The following is a 268-nucleotide window of genomic DNA, read 5'->3' on the forward strand; positions in this document are numbered from 1 at the left end:
GGCGATGAGAAGAGCGCAGCAAGGATTTATCGGGCCAGTTGTGAGCAAAAGCCTGGTGATTACGGCTTATGGTCGATACCCGATGATGCCGACTGGAAACCTCACACTGTGAATGAAAAGTTTGATGGTGGGTGGCGTCCATCAATTCACATGCCGCGATTGGCATCACGCATTCTGTTGGAAATTACGAACGTGCGCGTTGAGCGGTTGAACGATATCAGCGAATGCGATGCAGGGGCTGAGGGCGTTCCGCCTGCTGGAAGTTTGC

Annotated in this window: 1 pseudogene; it reads left to right on the plus strand. The window is 53.0% G+C overall.

The features are described from left to right. Positions 1-268, plus strand: a pseudogene (locus tag Q5L94_RS13745) (hypothetical protein); the annotation flags it as partial.

The organism is Idiomarina sp. Sol25 (genome assembly GCF_033052775.1).
Lineage (GTDB): Bacteria > Pseudomonadota > Gammaproteobacteria > Enterobacterales > Alteromonadaceae > Idiomarina.